Annotated in this window: 13 protein-coding genes; 9 read left to right on the forward strand and 4 right to left on the reverse strand. The window is 63.7% G+C overall.

The window, feature by feature from the left end; all coding sequences use genetic code 11:
- Nucleotides 1-99: 99 nt before the first annotated feature.
- From HU719_RS07005 to HU719_RS07020, 4 genes are all read right to left on the reverse strand, one after another.
- Entirely contained in the window at nucleotides 100-1,491 is a 1,392-nt protein-coding gene (locus tag HU719_RS07005; protein WP_186534919.1) for a sensor histidine kinase, read from the reverse strand.
- On the reverse strand, nucleotides 1,469-2,149 hold the full coding sequence (locus tag HU719_RS07010) for a response regulator transcription factor (protein ID WP_186518462.1): 681 nt from the start codon (nucleotides 2,147-2,149) through the stop codon (nucleotides 1,469-1,471). Before HU719_RS07010 ends, HU719_RS07005 begins: the two co-directional genes overlap by 23 nt.
- A gap of 132 nt (nucleotides 2,150-2,281) precedes the next feature.
- Complete coding sequence (ppnN, locus tag HU719_RS07015) at nucleotides 2,282-3,655, reverse strand: nucleotide 5'-monophosphate nucleosidase PpnN (RefSeq protein WP_186518460.1); 1,374 nt, start codon at nucleotides 3,653-3,655, stop codon at nucleotides 2,282-2,284.
- 509 nt (nucleotides 3,656-4,164) lie between these two features.
- Nucleotides 4,165-5,172: a helix-turn-helix domain-containing protein gene (locus tag HU719_RS07020; protein WP_186518457.1), complete on the reverse strand. Its 1,008-nt coding sequence runs from the start codon at nucleotides 5,170-5,172 to the stop codon at nucleotides 4,165-4,167.
- Between the two features lie 132 nt (nucleotides 5,173-5,304).
- On the opposite strand from HU719_RS07020, the gene HU719_RS07025 reads away from it, so the two are divergent.
- The 9 genes from HU719_RS07025 to HU719_RS07070 all read left to right on the forward strand — a co-directional run bounded on the left by HU719_RS07025 (nucleotide 5,305) and on the right by HU719_RS07070 (nucleotide 14,324).
- Nucleotides 5,305-5,775 carry an FAD/FMN-containing dehydrogenase gene (locus HU719_RS07025; protein WP_186536804.1) on the forward strand — a complete coding sequence of 157 codons (471 nt, stop codon included), beginning with the start codon at nucleotides 5,305-5,307 and terminating at the stop codon, nucleotides 5,773-5,775.
- A gap of 96 nt (nucleotides 5,776-5,871) precedes the next feature.
- Entirely contained in the window at nucleotides 5,872-6,084 is a 213-nt protein-coding gene (locus tag HU719_RS07030) for a PLD nuclease N-terminal domain-containing protein (protein WP_186518453.1), read from the forward strand.
- Nucleotides 6,085-6,155: 71 nt separating this feature from the next.
- Nucleotides 6,156-6,575, forward strand: coding sequence for a RidA family protein (locus tag HU719_RS07035; RefSeq protein WP_186536803.1), 420 nt, complete (start codon nucleotides 6,156-6,158; stop codon nucleotides 6,573-6,575).
- Nucleotides 6,576-6,643: 68 nt separating this feature from the next.
- Nucleotides 6,644-7,144 carry a GNAT family N-acetyltransferase gene (locus tag HU719_RS07040; protein WP_186536802.1) on the forward strand — a complete coding sequence of 167 codons (501 nt, stop codon included), beginning with the start codon at nucleotides 6,644-6,646 and terminating at the stop codon, nucleotides 7,142-7,144.
- Nucleotides 7,145-7,291: 147 nt separating this feature from the next.
- Entirely contained in the window at nucleotides 7,292-9,778 is a 2,487-nt protein-coding gene (locus HU719_RS07050; protein WP_186536801.1) for a sensor domain-containing protein, read from the forward strand.
- Nucleotides 9,779-9,938: 160 nt separating this feature from the next.
- Nucleotides 9,939-10,817, forward strand: a complete 879-nt coding sequence (locus HU719_RS07055; protein WP_186518445.1) for a DMT family transporter — start codon at nucleotides 9,939-9,941, stop codon at nucleotides 10,815-10,817.
- Between the two features lie 107 nt (nucleotides 10,818-10,924).
- Nucleotides 10,925-11,629 (forward strand): YebC/PmpR family DNA-binding transcriptional regulator, encoded by a 705-nt coding sequence (locus HU719_RS07060; RefSeq protein WP_186518443.1) that lies wholly within the window; start codon nucleotides 10,925-10,927, stop codon nucleotides 11,627-11,629.
- A 242-nt stretch (nucleotides 11,630-11,871) separates the two neighbouring features.
- Nucleotides 11,872-12,816 carry a LysR family transcriptional regulator gene (locus tag HU719_RS07065; RefSeq protein WP_186536800.1) on the forward strand — a complete coding sequence of 315 codons (945 nt, stop codon included), beginning with the start codon at nucleotides 11,872-11,874 and terminating at the stop codon, nucleotides 12,814-12,816.
- Nucleotides 12,817-12,911: 95 nt separating this feature from the next.
- A complete protein-coding gene (locus HU719_RS07070; protein WP_186536799.1) occupies nucleotides 12,912-14,324 on the forward strand; it encodes a DOPA decarboxylase in 1,413 nt (470 codons plus the stop codon).
- Nucleotides 14,325-14,451: the final 127 nt, after the last annotated feature.

Raw genomic sequence — 14,451 nt, forward strand, 5'->3', positions numbered from 1 at the left:
GTAGCAGCCCCATGATTTTGTGTCAGACAGAGATCTTGGGGGCTGCTATGCAGCCCTTTCGCGACACAAGGCCGCTCCTACACGGGAGTTCGGCAGGGGCTACCTGCCGGCCCCACCCAGCGGGCAGTGCAGCACCAGTTTCGCGCCCCCCAGCTCACTGCTGCCCACCTCAAGCCCGAACCCGTGAAGGTCGACGATCGCCGCGACGATCGACAACCCCAGCCCGAACCCTGCATGGCGATGGCCCTCTTCACTGCGGTAAAAACGCTTGAGCACCGCCTCGCGCTCATCCACTGGAATCCCCGGCCCGCTGTCCTCGATGGCAATGTGCACTGCAGCCTCGTCCTGGCGTGCGGTCACACGCACCTGCCCACCTTCGGGGGTGAACTTGATCGCGTTGCCCACCAGGTTAGCCAGCGCTTCGAACAACAGTTCGCGGTCCCCATGCAGCGTGCTCAACTGTTCAGGCTGTACGAGCGCCAGGCGGATACCGCCGTCCTCGGCCAGCGGCAGGTAGAAGTCATGCAGTTCGGCCAGCAAGGCTTGTGGGTCTAGCTGCTGGAAACCTGCTCGACGGCGGCGGTCTTCCAGCTCGCTGATGCGCAGCAAGCCCCGAAAACGCGCCATCAGCGTGTCGGTTTCACTGATCGCCTGGTCCAGCGCCTCGCCTTCGGCAGAACCTGCCGGGCTTTGCTGGCGAATCCGGTACAACTGTGCACGCAGCCGCGTCAACGGGGTGCGCAGGTCGTGGGCAATGTTGTCGCACACGCCTTTGACCTCGTGCATCAGCCGCTCGATACGGTCGAGCATGGCGTTGACGATGGCCGCCAGCATGTCCAGTTCGTCGCGCCGGCTCGACAGCGGCAAGCGGTGGGTGAGGTCGCCAGCCACGATCAGGTCGGCCTGCGCCTGGATGGCGCGGATACGCTTGAGCGGGCGACGCCGCAGCAGGTACCAGCCGGCAAAACCCGGTATCAAGGTCAGCGAGATGCCCCACAGCAAGGCGTGCAGAATGATCCGCGTGACCACGAACAGCGAACCGTTGTCGCGCACCAGCACCAGCCAGCGGCCATCCTGGGCGCGGATCGCCACCGCGTCGCAGCTGTCGCGGGGCAGGTGAGGGTCATCGGCATCCAGGCAGCGCTTGAGTTCGTGAATCTTGCCGTCCAGGCCAAGTTCCGGTGGAATGCTGCGGATGCGCCCACCAATGGGGTTGAGCTGCGCGTCGAACAAACCGTAAGCGTCGAAGCTGCGCTCCTCGAAGGCCTGGCTTGCCACCAGGGCATCGTCCAGCTGCTTGCCGCTCATATGGGTGAACAGGTGCTGGCGTTGCAGCATTGAGTGGCGGGTGAGCTTGTTCAGGTAGCTGGACACCTCGAAGTACAGCACCCCCATGAGAATGCTGCTCCAGGCCACGAACAGAAAGCTGTACAGCGCCAGCAGGCGGCTGGTGGAGGAGCTCCAGCCTTTAGACGGGTTCGGCAATGGCATAGCCGGAACCCCGTACGGTACGGATCAGCGGGGTCTGGCCGGGGGAGTCGATCTTCTTGCGCAGGCGGCCGATGTGCACGTCAATCAGGTTGGTACCAGGGTCGAAGTGGTAACCCCAGACTTCCTCGAAGATCATCATGCGGGTGATCACCTGGCCGGAGTGGCGCATCAGGTATTCCAGCAGCTTGTATTCGGTGGGCAGCAGGTTCAGCGAGCTCTCGCCGCGCCGGGCTTCATGGCTGATCAGGTCCAGCTCGAGGTCGGCGACTTGCAGGCGGGTCTGGGTCATCGGTGTGCTGTTGCGGCGCAACAATACCTCGACGCGGGCAGCCATTTCGTCAGAGGCGAAGGGTTTGGTCAGGTAGTCATCGCCACCGGCGCGCAGGCCACGCACGCGCTCGTCGACGTCCGACAGTGCGCTGATCATCAGAATGGGCGTGGCGATTTTCAGGTTGCGCAGGGTGGTTACGATGGTGAGGCCATCGACTTCGGGCAGCATGCGGTCCAGGGTGATCAGGTCGTAACCCCCGGCGATGGCCTTGGCCAACCCCTCACGGCCATTGTCGGCCCAGTCCACATCCAGGCCGTGGCTGGTAAGTTCGGCGACGATTTCCTGGCCGGTGACGGCGTCGTCTTCAATGGTCAGTACGCGAGGCATGCTGGTTCCTGGGCGGCGGATTGAGGCTTGATTGTGCCAAAGAATAGCGGAGCTGCGATTTAAGAAAAATTCATCTGGGTCAAGGAACCTGGCTGAAACAAGCCGGGGCCGCAATGGCGGCCCCGGTATAGGTCAGGTCACGACCTGATAACACGGCACGTAGGCCGCACCGCCAGGCAGTTTCATCCGGTGCTGGTCGACGAATGCCTGCAGCAGCCGGCCGAGCGGGTCGAGGATCGCTGCGTCGCCGCGAATCTGGTATGGGCCGTGCTCTTCGATCAGGCGGATGCCTTTGTCCTTGACGTTGCCGGCAACAATGCCGGAGAACGCCCGGCGCAGGTTGGCCGCCAGTTCGTGCGGCGGCAGGTTGCGGCGCAGGGCCAGCGCGGCCATGTTTTCGTGGGTCGGATCGAACGGGTGCTGGAAGCCCTCGTCGATTTTCAACAGCCAGTTGAAGTGGAAGGCGTCGTTGCGCTCGCGGCGGAACTGCTTGACCTCCTTGAGGCCCTCGACCATATGCCGGGCGACTTCTGCCGGGTCATCGATGATGATCTGGTAGTGGCGCTGTGCTTCTTCACCCAAGGTGGCGCCCACGAAGGCGTGCAGTTGCAGCAGGAAAGCCTCGGCGCTGCGCGGCCCGGTGAGGACGACCGGGAACGGCAGGTCGCGGTTGTCCGGGTGCATCAGGATACCCAGCAGGTACAGGAACTCTTCGGCCGTACCGGCGCCGCCTGGGAAGATGATGATGCCGTGGCCGACGCGCACGAACGCTTCAAGGCGCTTTTCGATGTCGGGCAAGATCACCAGTTCGTTGACGATGGGGTTCGGCGCTTCGGCGGCGATGATGCCGGGTTCGGTCAGGCCCAGGTAGCGGCTGCCATGCATGCGCTGCTTGGCGTGGGCGATGGTCGCGCCCTTCATCGGGCCTTTCATCACGCCGGGGCCGCAACCGGTGCAGATATCCAGTTTGCGCAGGCCCAATTCGTGGCCGACTTTCTTGGTGTACTGGTATTCCTCGCTGCTGATCGAGTGCCCACCCCAGCACACCACCACTTTGGGCTCCACGCCCGGGCGCAGGGTGCGTGCGTTGCGCAGCAGGTGGAAGACGTAGTCGGTGAGGCCTTGCGAGCTTTCCAGGTCGATGCGTTGGCTGGCCAGTTCGCTTTCGGTGTAGACGATGTCGCGCAGGGCGCTGAAGAGCATTTCGCGGGTGCTGGCGATCATCTCGCCATCAACGAAGGCATCGGCGGGGGCGTTGAGCAGTTCGAGGCGTACGCCGCGATCCTGTTGGTGGATGCGCACCTCGAAGTCCTTGTAGGCCTCGAGAATGGTCTTGGCGTTGTCGACATGGGCGCCGGTGTTGAGGATGGCCAGGGCGCACTGGCGAAACAGAGTGTAGAGGCTGCCGGTACCGACTTCGCTCAGTTGCTGGACTTCACGTTGCGACAGCGTCTCCAGGCTACCCTTGGGGCTGACCGAGGCGTTGATGACATTGCGTTGGGGCATCTAAGTCTTTCCTGTGCGGGTAAAACATCCTTCTTTGCCAACACCATACAAGCAAAAACGCGCGGCAACGAGGGGGCAACGGAAAAACGTCGGTGGGTTGGCGCAGGCCCTCCATCTTTGAGCAGGCTTGTGCTGGCCTCATCGCAGGCTATCGCCAGCTCCCACAGAGCTCGCCCATCCCCATATCGATGCCGTCTACGCGGTCAGTGTAGGAGCGGCCTTGTGTCGCGAAAGGGCTGCGAAGCAGCCCCAGGATCTGAGCAACCACCAGGATCGCCGGGGCTGCTTCGCAGCCCTTTCGCGACACAAGGCCGCTCCTACACAATCAAAAGCGACTTGCCCGAAACCATAGAATCTCCCACAGAGGCGGTGCTCAATCGCAATATTGCTCGTGGGACCCAATCCTGTGGGAAACGATAGAGAGTTGTGGCGAGCGGGCTTGCCACAAGGAGATATGTCTGGCGGGAACAGGCTTGTACAAAACCATGGCATCTCAGCAGCCCCGGCTCTCATTCCCCGAGCCTTTGCTCACGCGAAGGCGGGTAGCCGAAGTAGGCCGCATAGCACTTGCTGAAGTGCGACACCGAGACGAACCCGCAAGCCACCGCCACCTCCATCACCGATAGGTCCGAATACTGCAGCAGCCGCCGGCTCTTGGTAATGCGCAACTCCATGTAATAACGCCGCGGCGAGGTGCCCAGCTGTGCCTGGAACAAACGGTCGATCTGCCGCCGTGAGCGCCCGGAGTAGGCGGCAAGCTGGTCCAGGCTGAGGGTTTCTTCGAGGTTGTTTTCCATCAGCTCGACGATGGTGCGCAAATGCAAGCTCATGGACTTTTTCGCCCCCGGCCCCACCTGGCGATACCGGGCGCCCGAGAACGAGAGGATTTCTTCGACCCCTTCGGCCAGCGCATCACCATGCAGGCGCCGCACCAGGCCGAGCATCAGCTCCATGGCGCCGTTGGGGCTGGCGGCGGTGAGGCGGTCGCGGTCGAGGGTGAAACTGGCCGGGGTGATGCGTGTTTGCGGGCTGCACTCGGCAAGGCTTGCCCGTTGCTCGGGGTGCACGCTGCAGCCGTAGTCGGCGAGCACACCGGCGCGGCCCAGGAACCAGGCGCCGTTCCACAGCCCGCCCAAGGTCATGCCGTGGCTGGCGCAGTCGGCCAGAAGACGGTCGAGGATCGGGTATTTCAGGGCCGTGCGCAGGCCGCCGCAGACCACCAGCAGATCGACGTCGCGCAGGCCCTGCGGGGCGAGCGGGGTGGCCACCAGCTCCAGGCCCAGGTCGCTGATGATGCGGTCGCCCGCCAGCGACAGCGGCGTGAAGGCAAAACTGTCCGCACGCAGCAGGTTGGCCGTTACCAGTACATCCATCGCTACAGTGAAACTGGCCATGGAAAAATGCTCCAGCAGCACGAAGTCGACGCGAAACGGGCGCTGGGCGCTGCCGTCGGTGTTCTTCAGGCGCAGCATGTTGCTGGTGCTGGTCTTCTTGCTGAACTGGCGTGGTGTTGGCACTGCGGACTCCGTTTCCTGGCTGGCGCGATGAGTGTGCGGCGCGGCGTCGGGAAAGACAACACTGGCCATGGCGGCACGCAAACCCCAGGCATTGGGCTATGCTGGCCGCCTTTCCAACCAGGATCCACCGTCATGAAATATGTTGCCGCACTCGCATTCAGCCTGCTGCCCCTGCTTGCCCACGCCGTAGAGCCTGGCCAGCGGCTGGCGCCGTGGACGCTGAATGATCAGTACGATCAGCCCTATACCTTGAACGAAGAGGTGCGGGTACTGCTGGTGGCCCGCGACATGGACGGCGCCAAGCTGGTCAAGGCGGCACTGGCCGACGCGCCGAAAGGCTACTTGGAAGCGCGCAAAGCGGTGTTCGTTGCCGATATCCAGCGGATGCCCGCGATCATCAGCAAATTGTTCGCCGTGCCGGCCATGCGCGACTATAGCTACCGGGTGATGCTGGACCGCGAAGGCCACGTCGCCAGCCAGTATGCTGGCGCCGAGGGCAAGGTGCTGTGGCTGACCCTGGACAGGGGCAACCTGGTGCAGCAGCGCGAGTTCGCCGACCCTGCGCAGTTGAAGGCGGCACTTGAAGCGGCAACCCAGAAGTGACCCCCAACCCACCCCAGTGACGTTGTCCGCCATATCCGTTTGAACCCTTGGCCAGTGCAGCTACCCAAAGCTGTACATGCCAACGGGAGAATGCTCATGGAAATCGGAACGATCTGGTTCTTCGTCGCCCTTGTGGTGATCGCGCTTGAGGTATGGGCCATCTGGCACATCATCGGCAGCGACCGGCGCGCCGAGCGCAAGATGCTGTGGGTGGTGTTCGTGGTCTATGCACCGTTCCCCGGCTTGCTGTTCTGGGCCTGGCGCGGGCCAAAGGCGGTGAAGGGGCGGGCGGTGCTCGAAGAAAAGTAAGCAGGGCTTGACCTCGAGTTAACCCAAGGTTTGATACTCCGGCGCTCTATCTACCCTGACGGAGCGCCCGCATGACCAAACCAGCCGTTATTACCCTGTCCAACCCCGAGGGGCTTTACGACCCCAGCGCCAACGCCTATTCCCATGTTGCTGAAGTGCAGGCGGGCAGCCGCCTGTTATCGATTGCAGGGCAGGGCGGCGAAGATGCCCAAGGCACGCTTGCCCCCGAGTTTGCCGAGCAGGCCCGGCAGGCGCTGGTCAACCTGCAGACTGCTTTGGCATCCAAAGGCGCGGGCCTTGGCGACGTCTACAAACTGACGCTGCTGATCGTCGATCACAGTGAGGCGCGCCTGCAGCAATGGGTCGCTGCCGCCAGCCAAGCCTGGGGTTCAGCCATGACGCCCACGTGCACCTTGATCCCGGTGCCGCGCCTTGCGCTCGATGGCATGCTGATCGAAATCGACGCCATGGCCGCCTTGCCAGCGCGCTGATCGGGCAACCCTTGGTGGGGGCGGGCCGCCCGGCTACAATCGCCCCCCGTTCACCTATCGAGCCCGCTATGCCAGCCCCCATCGAGCTGCTCAAGACCCACCCCGAGCAGGCGGACCTGATCCGCAACCTCTACCAGTTCTATGCCTATGAGTCGTCTGACTGGGAGCAGGAAGATGTCGAGGTAGACGGGCGCTTCTATATTCATGAGCCGCACTTGCAGCGTTACTGGCACTCGCCCGGCTGGGGCGCGCACTTGGTGCTGGTCGACGGGTTTATCGCAGGTTTCGTGCTGATCGAGGCCAGCGAGGTGCCCGGCATCAATGCGCTGGAGCTGGCTGACCTGTTCATCCTCAAGCGTTACCGCCGTCAGGGCATCGGCAGCGTCGTGGCGGGGCAGTTCCTCGCGGACACCCGCACCGCTTGGCTGCTGCGCTATCACGCACAAGACTCAGCCGCGGCAGGCTTTTGCCAGGCGCTGCTGGCAGGCCTTGCACGCGCCTTTGAAGAGGTTGCCCTGGATGACGAGCCGCAGCTGCGCAACTTTTTGGTCGGCGGCCTACGACATTAGTCGCAACGCAGGTTTTTTCGTGACCAAACGCACAAAAACCGTCCGTCAACCGGCATAATGCCACCATCGTCAAGTACCCACCCGGACCGACACAGAGGGTAGGTAGCTTTTCCTTTTGGTGCTGTCTGCAGGTTCAGGTAACCCCCCATGTCGTTAGCTGCAAGCTCTGACGCGATGTACCGGCTATTGATCCAGAGCGTGGTGGATTACGCCATTTATCTGCTCACCCCTGATGGCCATGTTGCCAACTGGAACCCCGGGGCACAGCGCGCCAAGGGCTATACCGCCAATGAGATCGTCGGCCAGCACTACTCGTTGTTCTACAGCGAGGCAGAACGCGCGGCGGGGGTGCCTGCGCGCAACCTTGAGCAGGCCCGTAGCACCGGGCGCTTCGAAGAGCATGGCTGGCGCCTGCGCAAGGATGGCTCGGCGTTTCGCGCCCATGTGCTGATCGAGGCGGTGCGCGATGAAGCAGGGCAACTGGTGGGCTTTGCCAAGATCACCCGCGACTGCACCGAGCAGTACCGCGCGCAATTGGCCCAACGTGAGCAGGAGCGCCACTTCCGTCTGTTGGTGCAAGGGGTGCGTGACTACGCCATCTATATGCTCGACACCAAGGGCCACGTGGTCAATTGGAATGCTGGCGCCGAGCGCGCCAAGGGCTACTGCAGCGACGAGATCGTCGGCCAGCACTTCTCGGTGTTCTACACCCAGACCGACCGCGACGCCGGGCTACCCGCCCTGAGCCTTGCCACTGCACGCCTTGAAGGGCGGTTCCAGGCTGATGGCATTCGCCAGCGCAAGGACGGCTCGCATTTCTGGACCAGTGTGGTAATCGAGCCGATCCGCGACGAAGACAGCGGCCAGTTGATTGGCTACGCCAAGATCACCCGCGATATCTCCGAGCGCCGTCATCAGGAGCTTGAGCTGCTCAAGGCCAAGGAGCTTGCCGAGCAATACAGCCAGGAAATGACCACGCTGTCGCAGTTCCTCGACTCGGTCATCGCCAATATCCCGGCCAGCGTGATTGTGCAGGACCTGCAAAGCCGCGAGATCCTGCTGGCCAACCAGCAAGCCGAGCGCCTGTTCGGCGGCCAGGGCGTGAGCATGATCGGCAAATTGCCGGGCCAGGGCCTGCCGGCGGCCGCTGCCGACTACCTGCAACAACAGCTTGGCCGTGGTGCGCGCAGCACCAAGGGCTACAGCGCAGAAACCCGCGTCGATACCGCCGCCGGTGCGCGCACCTTGCGCAGCCGCGCCATGCTTTGCCAGAACCGCGAAGGGCAGGGCGACTACGTGCTGTTCGTCGCTGAGGATGCCACCGAAGAGCTGGCCGCCCACGCCCAGATTCACCACATGGCCCACCACGATGCGCTGACCGGCCTGCCCAACCGCACCCTGTTCCACGAGCGGCTCAAGCAGGCCTTGCTGCGTGGTGAAGACAGCGGCAGGCTGACCGCCGCGCTGTGCCTGGACCTGGATAACTTCAAGAATATCAACGACACCCTCGGCCACGCCTTTGGTGACAAGCTGCTGCGCGCCCTGGGCAAGCGCCTGCGCCGCGAGCTGCGCGAGCACGACACCCTGGCAAGGCTGGGTGGCGACGAGTTTGCCATCGTGCTCACCGGCCTTGAAAGCCGTGACGCTGCGCGCAACACCGCGCAGCGCCTGATCGCGGCCATCAGCCCGCCATTTCGCATCGAAGGCCACCAGTTCACGGTGGGGGCAAGCATTGGCGTGGCCATCGCGCCCGGTGACCACGAACACGCCGAGCAATTGCTGGGCTACGCCGACATGGCCTTGTACGAGGCCAAGCGCAACGGGCGTAACCGCTTCGAATGTTTCCATGTGGAGCTCGATGTTGCCGCCCGTCAGCGGCGCCTGGTCGAGACCGACCTGCGCACCGCGCTGCACTTGGGCCAGTTGCAACTGCACTACCAGCCAGTGGTCGACCCGCAAAATAACGCGATCACCGGTTACGAAGCGCTGATGCGCTGGGAGCACCCATCGCGCGGCATGATCATGCCTATGGACTTTATTCCGATCGCCGAAGAAACCGGGCTTATCCACGAACTTGGCACCCGCGCGCTCAACCTTGCCTGCCAGGAAGCAGCGGGTTGGGACTCCGATCAAACCGTCTCGGTGAACCTGTCGCCGGTGCAGTTCAAGAACGCGAACCTGGTCGATATCGTCGCCTTGGCCCTGGCCGATTCGGGGCTGCCGGCCACGCGCCTTGAGTTGGAAATCACCGAGTCCGTGCTGCTGGGCAATAGCGACGAAAACATCCGCATGCTGCGTGCGCTCAAAGACCTCGGCGTGGCGATTTCGCTGGACGACTTCGGCACCGGCTATTCGTCGCTGGGCTACCTGCGTTCGTTCCCGTTCGACCGGATCAAGATCGACAAGTCGTTCGTCCACGACATGTGCGACAGCCGCGAGGCGATGTCGATCATCCGCGCCATCACCGAGCTGTCCAACAGCCTGATGATCAAGACCACCGCCGAGGGCGTGGAGTCGCCAGAGCAGATGGAGCGGCTGATGGCCGAAGGCTGTTCCAACTTCCAGGGCTACCTGTATGGCCGCCCGGTGCCAGCCAGCGAGCGGCTCAAACAGGTCGGGCCGTTGGGCGAATGAGTGGGACCGTGGCACTTGCGGGTGTAAAAGTGGTCGATAAGCGCACAAAATGAACCACCCGGAACATTGTCCCGGTGTGGCGCAATGTTCAACCCGGCCGTTGTCTTCTAGAATCGGCCCATGCCCAGGTGCCTGGCCTGGGCCATCGCCTGAGGGCCGCATGAGTTCCAGTACGCCGCTGTCCGGAGTCAACCAGCCGCTGCGCGGGATCGTCCTGGTCGTGGTCGCCACTTTCCTGTTCGCCAGCCACGATGGGCTGTCGAAGTTTCTCGGCGGCATCTACCCGGTAATCATGGTGGTCTGGGCACGCTACGTCGTGCATACCTTGCTGATGGCAGGGATTTTCCTGCCCAAGGCTGGCCTTGCGGTGCTGCGCACCCGCCGTCCACTGTTGCAGACCCTGCGCGCCTTGAGCCTGCTCAGTACCAGCCTGCTGTTTACCGCAGGGCTGCAATACCTGCCCTTGGCCGAGGCCACCTCGGTCAACTTCCTCGCCCCGGTGATGGTCACGGCGCTGTCGGTGCCGTTGCTCAAGGAGCGCGTCAGCGCCGGGCAATGGGCGGCGGTGGTAATGGGCTTCATAGGCGTGCTGGTGGTGGTGCACCCCGGCGGGGCGATGTTCACCCCGGCCATCCTGTTCCCGTTGGGCTCGGCTTTAGGCTTTTGCTTCTACCAGTTGCTCACGCGCATTCTGGCCGCCCACGACAGCCCGACCACCAGCAATTTCTATGCAGGGCTGTGCAATACCCTGGTGATGACCGCGCTGGTGCCGTTTTTCTGGCAGACGCCGCAGTGGTCGCACGTGCTGCTGATGCTTGGCCTTGGCGGCTGCGGCATGACCGCGCACCTGCTGCTGACCCAGGCGTTTCGCTACGCAGCGCCGGCCTTGCTGGCGCCATTCAGCTATTGCCAGATCGTGTTCGCCGGCTTGCTGGGCTGGGCGGTGTTTGGCCAGGTGCCGGATGGCACCACGCAAGTGGGGATTGGCGTGATCTGCCTGAGCGGCCTGGGTGCGGCCTGGTTGCAGCGCCGCCGATGAGGCGGCTGCACGATTTGTTGTCGAACGCAGGCGCGAGGGCGTATAAACTCTCCCCACTTTTTTGGCCGGTCGCTTCCTGAACCGGCCCCTGAAACAAGAGAGCTGAAATGGGCGCACAGTGGAAAGCCAAGCATAGAGAGACCGCGGCCAACGCCAAGGGCAAGATCATGGGCAAACTGGCCAAGGAGATCCAGATCGCCGCCAAATCCGGCGCCGACCCGGACATGAACCCGCGCCTTCGCCTGGCCGTCGAACAGGCCAAGAAAGCCTCGATGACCCGTGAAACCCTCGAGCGCGCCATCCGTAAGGGTGCGGGCCTGGACGGCGATGCCATCCAGTACACCGCCGTCACCTACGAAGGTTTCGCCCCGCACCAGGTGCCGCTGATCGTCGAGTGCCAGACCGACAACGTCAACCGCACCGTTGCGCAAATCCGCGTGTTGTTCCGCAAGGGCCAACTGGGCGCCAGCGGTTCGGTTGCCTGGGACTTCAACCATGTGGGCCTGATCGAAGCCACTGGCGACGGCGACCGTGACGAAGCGGCCATCGAAGCCGGCGCCCAGGATTGCGAAGAAGGCGAAGAGCCGGGCTCGGCGCTGTTCATCACCGATACCACCGACCTTGACGCTGTACAGAAGGCGCTGCCGGCGCAAGGCTTCACCGTCACGTCGGCAAAGATCGGCTATACGCCTAAAAACCCCGTCAGCGCGGCCAGCCTGAGCGCCGAAGCCCTGGCCGAAGTCGAAGCCTTCCTCGAAGCCATCGACGAAAACGAAGACGTGCAGAACGTCTATGTCGGCCTGACGGACTGATCTGTACCTAGCTTCCACAGAGGCCGCATTTAGCATCACTATCGCGGCTGGACGCGATCTCTGTAGGAGCGGCCTTGTGCCGCGATGGGGCGCGCAGCGGCCCTGAAATCCAGGCCTCATGCAGAATTGCCGGGGCTGCTGCGCAGCCCTTTCGCGACACAAGGCCGCTCCTACACCTGGCCGCCTACCTTAGGTTACCGTGGGCTGGGACAGCCCTCGCCAGCGTCCGGGACCCAGCGCCGATGACCCCAACCTTCGCCTCCCTCAGCCTTGCCCACCTGCGTACCCTCGACTGCCTGCTGCAACTGAAAAACCTCAGCCACGCCGCAGAGCGCCTGGGTTGCAGCCAGAGTGCCCTGAGCCGCCAACTGGCCAGCCTGCGCGAAGCCTTCGGCGACCCCTTGCTGATCCGCCAGGGCCGCAGCTATGTGCTCAGTGAACATGCCGAAACCCTGGTGGAGCCGCTACGCCAGGTGCTCGACGAACTCATCGCCCTGCGCCAACCCGCAGCCTTTGACCCGGCACGCTGTGAGCGGCGCTTCTGTCTGGCCGCCTCCGACTATGTTGCCGAGCACATGCTGCCGCTGCTGGTCAGTGCCCTGGAACGCGAAGCCCCCGGCGTATCGCTGGAATACCGCACTTGGCAGGCCGGGCAGTACGCGCTGCTGGCCAGCGGCGAGATCGATCTGGCGACCACGCTGTTCGATGAGTCGCCGCCCAACCTGCACGGGCGGCTGCTGGGCGAAGACCATGCGGTGGCGCTAATGTGCCATGACCATCCGCTGACTGCCCGCAGCACCCTCAGCCAGGACGATTACCTGGCCTACAAGCATGTGCGCGTATCCGGTGGCGGCGACAAGGACAGCTTCATCGACCGCCATCTGCGCAGCCAGGGGCTACAGCGCCGGGTGAGCCTCGAAGTGCCGTTTTTCAGCGCCATGGTGCAGGTACTGGGCAACGGCCAGGCGCTGGCTACGGTGCCGGAACACATCGCTTGCCAGCTCGCCCGCCTGCATGGCCTGGCCTGGCGGCCCCTGGGCTTTGTTCAGCACACCCAGCGCTACTGGGTGGTGTGGCATCAGCGCTTGCAGGCCTCGGCCGAGCACCGCTGGCTGCGTAACCGGGTCTACGAGCTGTGGCGCCAGTCGCAGTTCGGCGTGCACGGCGGGCATGCGTCTTTGCCATAGCAGCTATGCATGAAGTGGGGTTATTGCCGGCGGTGCAGGGTTCTAGACTGCTGGCACTGTGTCGGCTGAGCCGGCCTCACCCCAGGAGCACCTTCGTGACCCCCGAACAATTCCGCCAGCATGGCCACCAACTGATCGATCTGATCGCCGATTACCGCCAGAACATTGCCCAGCGCCCGGTGATGGCTCAGGTCGAACCCGGCTATCTCAAAGCTGCGTTGCCCGGCGGCGCCCCGCAGCAGGGCGAGCCCTTCGAGGCGATTCTGCAGGATGTCGACCAGCTACTGATGCCGGGCCTGTCCCATTGGCAGCACCCGGATTTCTATGGTTATTTCCCCTCCAATGGCACGCTGTCTTCGGTGCTGGGTGACTTTCTCAGCACCGGGCTTGGCGTGTTGGGGCTGTCGTGGCAGTCCAGCCCGGCGCTGAGTGAGCTGGAGGAAACCACCCTGGATTGGCTGCGCCAGTTGCTGGGCTTGTCGGCCCAGTGGAGCGGGGTGATGCAGGACACCGCCTCCAGCAGCACCTTGGTTGCGCTGATCTGCGCCCGTGAACGGGCGACCGATTACGCCCTGGTGCGCGGTGGCCTGCAGTCCCAAGCCAAGCCACTGATCGTCTACATCAGCGCCCAAGCCCATAGCTCGGTGGACAAAGCCGCGCTGCTGGCAGGTTTTGGCCGCGACAACATTCGCCTGATCGCCACCGACGAGCAGTTCGCCATGCGCCCTGACGCCCTGCGCGAGGCCATCGCCCAAGACCTGGCGGTGGGCAACCAGCCGTGCGCGGTGGTGGCCACTACCGGCACCACCGCCACCACTGCACTGGACCCGCTGCGCCCGGTCGGCGAAATCGCCCAGGCTTACCAGTTGTGGCTGCATGTGGACTCGGCCATGGCAGGCTCGGCGATGATTCTGCCGGAGTGCCGCTGGATGTGGGACGGCATCGAGCTTGCGGATTCGGTGGTGGTCAACGCGCACAAGTGGTTGGGGGTGGCGTTCGACTGTTCGATTTATTACGTGCGCGATTCGCAGCACCTGATCCGGGTGATGAGCACCAACCCCAGCTACCTGCAATCGGCGGTGGATGGTGAGGTGAAGAACCTGCGTGATTGGGGTATTCCGCTTGGGCGCAGGTTCCGCGCGCTGAAACTGTGGTTCATGCTGCGCTGCGAGGGGGTCGAGGCGTTGCAGCAGCGGCTGCGACGTGACTTGGACAATGCCCACTGGCTGGCCGAGCAGGTGCAGGCTGCGGCAGATTGGGAGCTACTGGCGCCGGTGCCGTTGCAAACCCTCTGTATCCGCCATCGCCCGGCTGGGCTGGCGGGGGCGCAGTTGGATGCGCATACCCGCAGTTGGGCGGACCGGCTCAATGCGTCGGGCGATGCCTATGTGACGCCGGCGACCTTGCAGGGGGAATGGATGGTGCGGGTATCGGTTGGGGCGCTGCCGACCGAGCGTGAGCATGTGCAGCGCTTGTGGGAGCGGTTGCAGGGCGTTGTTTTGGGGTGAGATGGAGCTGGTCTGATGGGCGCCTTTGTGGCGAGCGGGCTTGCCCCGCGTTGGGCTGCGTCGCAGCCCTCAGGGTTACCTTTTGAATTGAAGGTTTTAGGGCTGCTTCGCAGCCCAACGCGGGGCA

The organism is Pseudomonas farsensis (assembly GCF_014268805.2).
Classification (GTDB): Bacteria; Pseudomonadota; Gammaproteobacteria; order Pseudomonadales; family Pseudomonadaceae; genus Aquipseudomonas; species Aquipseudomonas farsensis.

Coding starts and splice junctions, on each gene's coding strand:
- HU719_RS07005 (WP_186534919.1), bottom strand. CDS start 1,491: ATGCCATTGCCGAACCCGTCTAAAGGCTGGAGCTCCTCCACCAGCCGC.
- HU719_RS07010 (WP_186518462.1), bottom strand. CDS start 2,149: ATGCCTCGCGTACTGACCATTGAAGACGACGCCGTCACCGGCCAGGAA.
- ppnN (WP_186518460.1), bottom strand. CDS start 3,655: ATGCCCCAACGCAATGTCATCAACGCCTCGGTCAGCCCCAAGGGTAGC.
- HU719_RS07025 (WP_186536804.1), top strand. CDS start 5,305: ATGAAATATGTTGCCGCACTCGCATTCAGCCTGCTGCCCCTGCTTGCC.
- HU719_RS07030 (WP_186518453.1), top strand. CDS start 5,872: ATGGAAATCGGAACGATCTGGTTCTTCGTCGCCCTTGTGGTGATCGCG.
- HU719_RS07035 (WP_186536803.1), top strand. CDS start 6,156: ATGACCAAACCAGCCGTTATTACCCTGTCCAACCCCGAGGGGCTTTAC.
- HU719_RS07040 (WP_186536802.1), top strand. CDS start 6,644: ATGCCAGCCCCCATCGAGCTGCTCAAGACCCACCCCGAGCAGGCGGAC.
- HU719_RS07050 (WP_186536801.1), top strand. CDS start 7,292: ATGTCGTTAGCTGCAAGCTCTGACGCGATGTACCGGCTATTGATCCAG.
- HU719_RS07055 (WP_186518445.1), top strand. CDS start 9,939: ATGAGTTCCAGTACGCCGCTGTCCGGAGTCAACCAGCCGCTGCGCGGG.
- HU719_RS07060 (WP_186518443.1), top strand. CDS start 10,925: ATGGGCGCACAGTGGAAAGCCAAGCATAGAGAGACCGCGGCCAACGCC.
- HU719_RS07065 (WP_186536800.1), top strand. CDS start 11,872: ATGACCCCAACCTTCGCCTCCCTCAGCCTTGCCCACCTGCGTACCCTC.